At 65.0% G+C, this 5,931-nt stretch carries 5 protein-coding genes; 3 read left to right on the forward strand and 2 right to left on the reverse strand.

Annotated features, from left to right (window positions below; genetic code table 11):
• The first annotated feature begins 182 nt into the window (after nucleotides 1–182).
• Complete coding sequence (gene dtd / locus NTY77_14540) at nucleotides 183–629, forward strand: D-aminoacyl-tRNA deacylase (GenBank protein ID MCX5796709.1); 447 nt, start codon at nucleotides 183–185, stop codon at nucleotides 627–629.
• A gap of 131 nt (nucleotides 630–760) precedes the next feature.
• Nucleotides 761–1,387 carry a hypothetical protein gene (locus NTY77_14545; protein MCX5796710.1) on the forward strand — a complete coding sequence of 209 codons (627 nt, stop codon included), beginning with the start codon at nucleotides 761–763 and terminating at the stop codon, nucleotides 1,385–1,387.
• Nucleotides 1,388–1,475: 88 nt separating this feature from the next.
• Here the strand turns inward: NTY77_14545 and NTY77_14550 are convergent, their stop codons facing one another.
• A complete protein-coding gene (locus tag NTY77_14550; protein MCX5796711.1) occupies nucleotides 1,476–1,667 on the reverse strand; it encodes a hypothetical protein in 192 nt (63 codons plus the stop codon).
• A gap of 128 nt (nucleotides 1,668–1,795) precedes the next feature.
• Between NTY77_14550 and nifJ the strand changes: the two genes are divergently transcribed.
• Nucleotides 1,796–5,401 (forward strand): pyruvate:ferredoxin (flavodoxin) oxidoreductase, encoded by a 3,606-nt coding sequence (nifJ, locus tag NTY77_14555; protein MCX5796712.1) that lies wholly within the window; start codon nucleotides 1,796–1,798, stop codon nucleotides 5,399–5,401.
• Nucleotides 5,402–5,508: 107 nt separating this feature from the next.
• Here the strand turns inward: nifJ and NTY77_14560 are convergent.
• A partial coding sequence (locus tag NTY77_14560) for a polyphosphate kinase 2 family protein (protein MCX5796713.1) occupies nucleotides 5,509–5,931 on the reverse strand: 423 nt, incomplete at its 5' end.

Below are 5,931 nucleotides of genomic sequence, written 5' to 3' on the forward strand. Positions count from 1 at the left end.
GTCGAGATCTGCGTGTCGTCCATGGTCACTGTCATGGACCCATGCTACCATGCCGTCCCGGCTGCTCAACGAGCCCATCCCAGGCTCATCTTGCGTGAGAAACAGCATTAGTTCAGGCTCATCTTGCGTGAGACAAGTCTAAGAGCCGCGCCGTCCGAGCCATGTCTGCTATAATACGAATTATGCGCGCCCTCATTCAGAGAGTGTCGCGGGCCAGCGTGCGTCTGCCCGGCGGGGAGACCCGCGCCATCGGCAAAGGCCTGCTCATCTATCTCGGGGTCGGCAAAGGCGACGGGGAGCAAGCCGCGGCCAGACTCGTAGAAAAGATAATTAATCTCAGGATCTTTTCCAACTCTGACAACAAATTCGACAGGTCCCTGCTAGATGAGAAAGGCTCGGCCTTGGTCATCTCCCAGTTCACCCTTTTCGCCAACACCAGAGGCGGCCGGCGGCCCGATTTCACCGCCGCAGCCCACCCGGACCTCGCCCGCCCCCTCTGCGAGCGCTTCAGCCAGCTGCTCCGCGCAGCGGGCGTGCCCGTGGCCGCCGGGGAGTTCGGCGCCCACATGGAGATCGATTCCCTCAACGACGGCCCGGTCACCATCTGGCTCGACTCCGACGCGATATAGGCCCAGGCCTGGGCCCGCCCCCTACCCTAAGGGCCCATTTTGACCCTTGACCGCGGACAATGAGGCGCATCAATGGGCCTGCTTGATGCCCGTCATCACGCTCTTGCCCTCTTCCGCGGTATCCTATAGGCATGAAAAGAAACTTCTGGCTGATCCTGGCGGTCCTCTCCCTCCTGGGGATGATCATCATGCCCGGCACAGCCCATTCCGCGGTGATCGCGGTCCCGACCGCTCTGCCCACCATCGATGTTCCCCGGATCGCCTTTCCTAATTATCCGCTCCCCCTGGTGAGCATCAGGCAGCCCCAGATCCAACTCGTCGCGCCGCAGCTTCGAATCAGCCTGGTCCCGACCGTGGTCCCGACCGTGATCCCGACCGTAGTCCCGACCGTCCTGGCGGCCGCGCCCGCAGTCCTGGCGCCGGTGACGCTGGCCCAGGCTCCCGGCATGGACTCTCAGAAGAATCCCGCGGCCATCGCGCCGCAATCCGCGATACCGGCCTCCCGCATCGAGGGCGTCGCGGCCCAGCGCAAGGCCCGCAAGGGCGCCGGCGGGATCCTGGCCCGCATGGCTGAAAAGAAGGAAGGCGGCCTGCCCTCCGGGCAGAGGATCGCGGCCCTTTTCGACGGCTCCGCCCAGCCTGAGCCGGCCGCGGTCCCGGTCGGCCCGGCGCAATCGGCCCCGGCGGACGCGTCCGAAGACACCAGCCTGACCTTGCCCGAGTCGGACTTGGCCGAAGAGATCGGCCTCGGATATTAGAACACAGGTCGGACGGCGGAGGGCGCCTTCGGCGCTACTGGCGAGCCTTCGGCTCGCCAGTCCGTTTTTCAGCCAGCCGCATCTGCACTTAGCGGCGGGGAGATTCGGAGGGAGGCAGCGTCGCTTCTTGGATCTCCGGCGCCTTCCGGAGGTGCCAGAAAGCGGCGCCCAGCATGAGTCCCCCGGTCCAGAAAAGGAACAGACAGAAGCCGTTCACTGATCCCGAGTTCTGGAAGCCCGCGCCGTAGCTGCCCAGTCCGATCGTCAGAAGAGCTTGCATGGTGAACCTCTCCGAGATGTCCTTTCGCCCTCACGGTAGCAGGCCTCTATCACGGATTTGTTTCACTCGGCGTACTATTAGAAATACTTATTGGCAAGGGTCTCGCAAAATCGTAAAATAGGAGCACCATGAAAAACCACGAATTCGACGCTATCGACGGAAACGAAGCCGCGGCCCGCGTGGCCTACGCTTTGAGCGAAGTCATCGCCATCTACCCCATCACCCCCTCCTCCAACATGGGAGAGGCCTGCGACGCCTGGGCCGCGGCGCGCAAGCCCAACCTGTTCGGCGCCGTCCCCAGCGTCGTCGAGATGCAGAGCGAGGCCGGCGCGGCCGGCGCCCTGCACGGCGCGGTCTCCACCGGAGCCCTGGCCACCACCTTCACCTCCAGCCAAGGGCTCCTGCTCATGATCCCGGTCATGTTCAAGGTCGGCGGCGAGCTGACCCCGGTGGTCTTCCACGTGGCGGCGCGCACCGTGGCCACGCACGCCCTCTCCATCTTCGGCGACCACTCCGACGTCATGGCCGTGCGCGGCGCCGGCCTGGGCCTGCTGTGCTCCGGCAACGTCCAGGAGGTGACCGACCTGGGAGCCATCGCCCACGCCGCCTCACTGGAGAGCCGCCTGCCTTTCGTGCATTTCTTCGACGGCTTCCGGACCTCGCACGAGATCCTCAAGGTGCGCACCCTCTCCCATGAGGAGCTGCGCCAGATCGTGCAGCAGAAATCCATCGACGAGCACCGCAGCCGGGCGCTGAACCCCGAGCATCCGGTCATCAAGGGCACGGCCCAGAACCCGGACGTGTTCTTCCAGGCCCGGGAAGCCTGCAATCCTTATTACCTGGCCGCCCCGGACAAGATCCAGGCGGTCATGGACCGCTTCGCCAAGGTCACCGGCCGGGCCTACAAGCTCTTCGACTACGTCGGCCACCCCCAGGCGGATAAGGTCATCGTCATGATGGGTTCGGGCTGCGGCGGGACCGAGGAGGCCGTGGAGGCCTTGAACGCCCAGGGCCAGAAGGTGGGCCTGGTCAAGGTCCGGCTCTACCGCCCGTTCGACTCCCAGCGCTTCGTCGCGGCCCTGCCCTCCAGCGTCAAGCACATCGCGGTCATGGACCGCACCAAGGAGCCCGGCTCCATGGAGCCCATGCACCTCGACGTCATCGGCGCCATCGAGGAGGCCTGGGCCAACGGCTGGCCGCACCCGGCCGCCCGGCCCCGCATCGTCGGCGGCCGCTACGGCCTCTCCTCCAAGGAGTACACCCCGGCCCAGGCCAAGGCCGTGTTCGACGAGCTCGGCCAGTCCAAGCCCAAGAACCACTTCGTCGTGGGCATCAAGGACGACGTCACCCACAACTCGCTGGACTACGACGCGGACTGGTCCACCGAATACCCGGAGACCCAGCGCGCGGTCTTCTACGGCCTGGGCTCCGACGGCACCGTGGGCGCCAACAAGAACTCCATCAAGCTCATCGCCGAGAACACGGACATGAACGCCCAGGGCTACTTCGTCTACGACTCGAAAAAGGCCGGCTCCATGACCATCTCGCACCTGCGCTTCGGGCCCAAGCCCATCCGCTCCAGCTCTTTGGTCTCCCAAGCCCAGTTCGTGGCCTGCCACCAGGAGCGGCTCATGCAGACCGTGGACGTACTCAAGACGGCCGGGCCGGGAGCGACCTTCCTGCTCAACTGCGCCGATCCCGCGACCATCTGGGAGCGCCTGCCCGCGCACATCAAGAAGAGCATCGTGGACAAGAAGCTCAAGTTCTACGCCTTAGACGCCTACAAGGTGGCGCGCGAGGCGGGCCTGGGGCCGCGCATCAACACGGTGATGATGACCTGCTACTTCCACATCACCAAGCTCCTGCCCGGCTTCATGGACCTCATCAAGGGCGCCATCAAGAAGACCTACTCCTCCAAGGGCGAGGCCGTGGTGAGCAAGAACATCAAGGCGGTCGACGACTCCTTGGCCGGCCTCATCGAGGTCAAGTACCCGACCGCGCCCATAGCGGGCGGCAAGCTGGAGTCCATGGTCCCCGCGAACGCCCCGCAGTTCATCCGCGAGGTCACGGCCGAGCTCATGGCCTACCGCGGCGACGACCTGCCGGTCAGCGCCTTCCCGGCTGACGGCACCTTCCCCACGGGAACCACCAAGTGGGAGAAGCGCGCCATCGCCCAGCGGATGCCGAAATGGGAGCCCTCCTTGTGCATCCAGTGCGCCAAGTGCTCCTTGGTCTGCCCTCACGCCGCGATCCGGGTCAAGGCCTATCCAGCGACCCATCTAGCCAAGGCGCCCCAGGGCTTCACCAGCATGGACTACCGGGGCAAGGAGTTCCCGGCGTCCAAGTTCACGGTCCAGCTGGCCCCCGAGGATTGCACGGGCTGCAACCTCTGCGCGGTCAACTGCCCCGGAAAGGACAAGACCGACCCGAACCGCAAGGCCCTGACCATGGTTCCGGCCGCTGCCCTCATGGAGAAGGAGAAGGTCAACTTCAAGTTCTTCCTGTCCTTGCCCTACCCGGACCGCCGCAACGTGGCGGTGGCGACCGTCAAGGGCAGCCAGATGCTCGAGCCGCTCTTCGAGTTCTCGGGCGCCTGCGCGGGCTGCGGCGAGACCCCTTACGTGAAGCTCCTCACCCAGCTCCTGGGCGACCGGCTGGTCATCGGCAACGCCACGGGCTGCTCCCCCATCTACGGAGGGAACCTGCCGACCACTCCTTATTCCATGAACAAGGAAGGCCGCGGCCCGGCCTGGTCGAACTCGCTCTTCGAGGACAACGCCGAGTTCGGCATGGGCTTCCGCCTAGCCATCGACCAGCAGAAGGAGTATGCCGAGAACCTGCTCAAGCGCTATGAGGCCAAGGTGGGCAAGGACCTCGTAAAGGAGATCCTGGAAGCCAAGCAGGACGACGAGGGCGGCATCGCGGCCCAACGTGAGCGCATCGTCAAGCTCCAGGCGAAGCTCAAGGGCATCGATGAGCTGCCGGCCAAGGACCTGGTCCAGCTCGCCGACGGCCTGGTGCGCAAGAGCGTCTGGGTGGTGGGCGGCGACGGCTGGGCCTACGACATCGGCTACGGCGGCCTCGACCACGTGCTGCGCTCGGGCAAGAACGTGAAGGTCCTGGTCCTCGACACCGAGGTCTACTCCAACACGGGCGGCCAGGCCTCCAAGGCCACCCCCCGGGGTGCTACGGCGCGCTTCGCGGTCAGCGGCAAGAAGACCCAGCGCAAGGACCTGGCCCTGACCGCCATGGGCTACGGCAATTGCTACGTGGCGCGCGTGGCCATGGGCGCCAGCGACGCGCAGACGGTCAAGGCTTTCGTTGAGGCCGAGCAGTACGACGGCCCGGCCATCGTGATCGCCTACAGCCACTGCATCGCTCACGGCTTCGCCATCGAGGAGGGCAAGGGCCTGGAGCACCAGAAGCTGGCCGTGGACAGCGGCTATTGGCCTTTGATCCGCTTCAACCCGGCCTTGATCGCCCAGGGCAAGAACCCCCTGCAGATCGACTCCAAGCCGGCCAAGATCCCGCTGGAACAGTACCTGGGCGCGGAGCAGCGCTACAAGGTCCTGCACACCTCCAATCCGGATGAAGCGCACCGGCTGGCCAAGCTGGCGGCCGAGGACGTGCAGTCCACCTGGAAGATCCTGGAAGGCATGCGCAAGACCTACGAGCCGGGCTCGGCGCCGGCCGGCAACCCCGAGTTACTGGCCAAGACCTGCCAGACCAACTAGTCTAGCCCGGGAAGAAAAAGGCCCCCGCCTCGACTCAGAGGCGGGGGCGCTTTTAATTTCGGGACACAATACTCAATTCACCCGAGATAAGTATTGTGTCCCCGATCTCAGTCGGGGATGTGGATCTTCTTGGGGTCGAAGGTGGGCTTGGGGTACTGCGGGTCCATGCGCTGCAGCGCTTCCTTGATGATGCGGGCCACGGCGTAGTTGCGGTACCATTTCTTGTTGGAAGGGATGACGTGCCAGGGCGCCCAGGGGGTGCTGGTGCGGGCCAGGACCTTTCCGTAAGCCTGCTGGAACTCGTCCCAACGCTCGCGGGTCTTCAGGTCCGCGGGCGAGAACTTCCAGTTCTTGGCCGGGTCGTCGAGCCTTTCCTGCAGGCGGGCCTTCTGCTCGTCCTTGGAGATATTAAGGAAGAACTTGAGGACCACCGTGCCCTGGTCCGCCAGCTTCTTCTCGAAAGCGTTGATCTTGTCGTAGCGGCCCGCGACCTCCTCGGCGGAGAAGGTCTTGTAGACGGTGGGGACCAA

The organism is Elusimicrobiota bacterium (genome assembly GCA_026388095.1).
GTDB lineage: Bacteria > Elusimicrobiota > Elusimicrobia > UBA1565 > UBA9628 > UBA9628.

Coding starts and splice junctions, on each gene's coding strand:
- dtd (MCX5796709.1), top strand. CDS start 183: ATGCGCGCCCTCATTCAGAGAGTGTCGCGGGCCAGCGTGCGTCTGCCC.
- NTY77_14545 (MCX5796710.1), top strand. CDS start 761: ATGAAAAGAAACTTCTGGCTGATCCTGGCGGTCCTCTCCCTCCTGGGG.
- NTY77_14550 (MCX5796711.1), bottom strand. CDS start 1,667: ATGCAAGCTCTTCTGACGATCGGACTGGGCAGCTACGGCGCGGGCTTC.
- nifJ (MCX5796712.1), top strand. CDS start 1,796: ATGAAAAACCACGAATTCGACGCTATCGACGGAAACGAAGCCGCGGCC.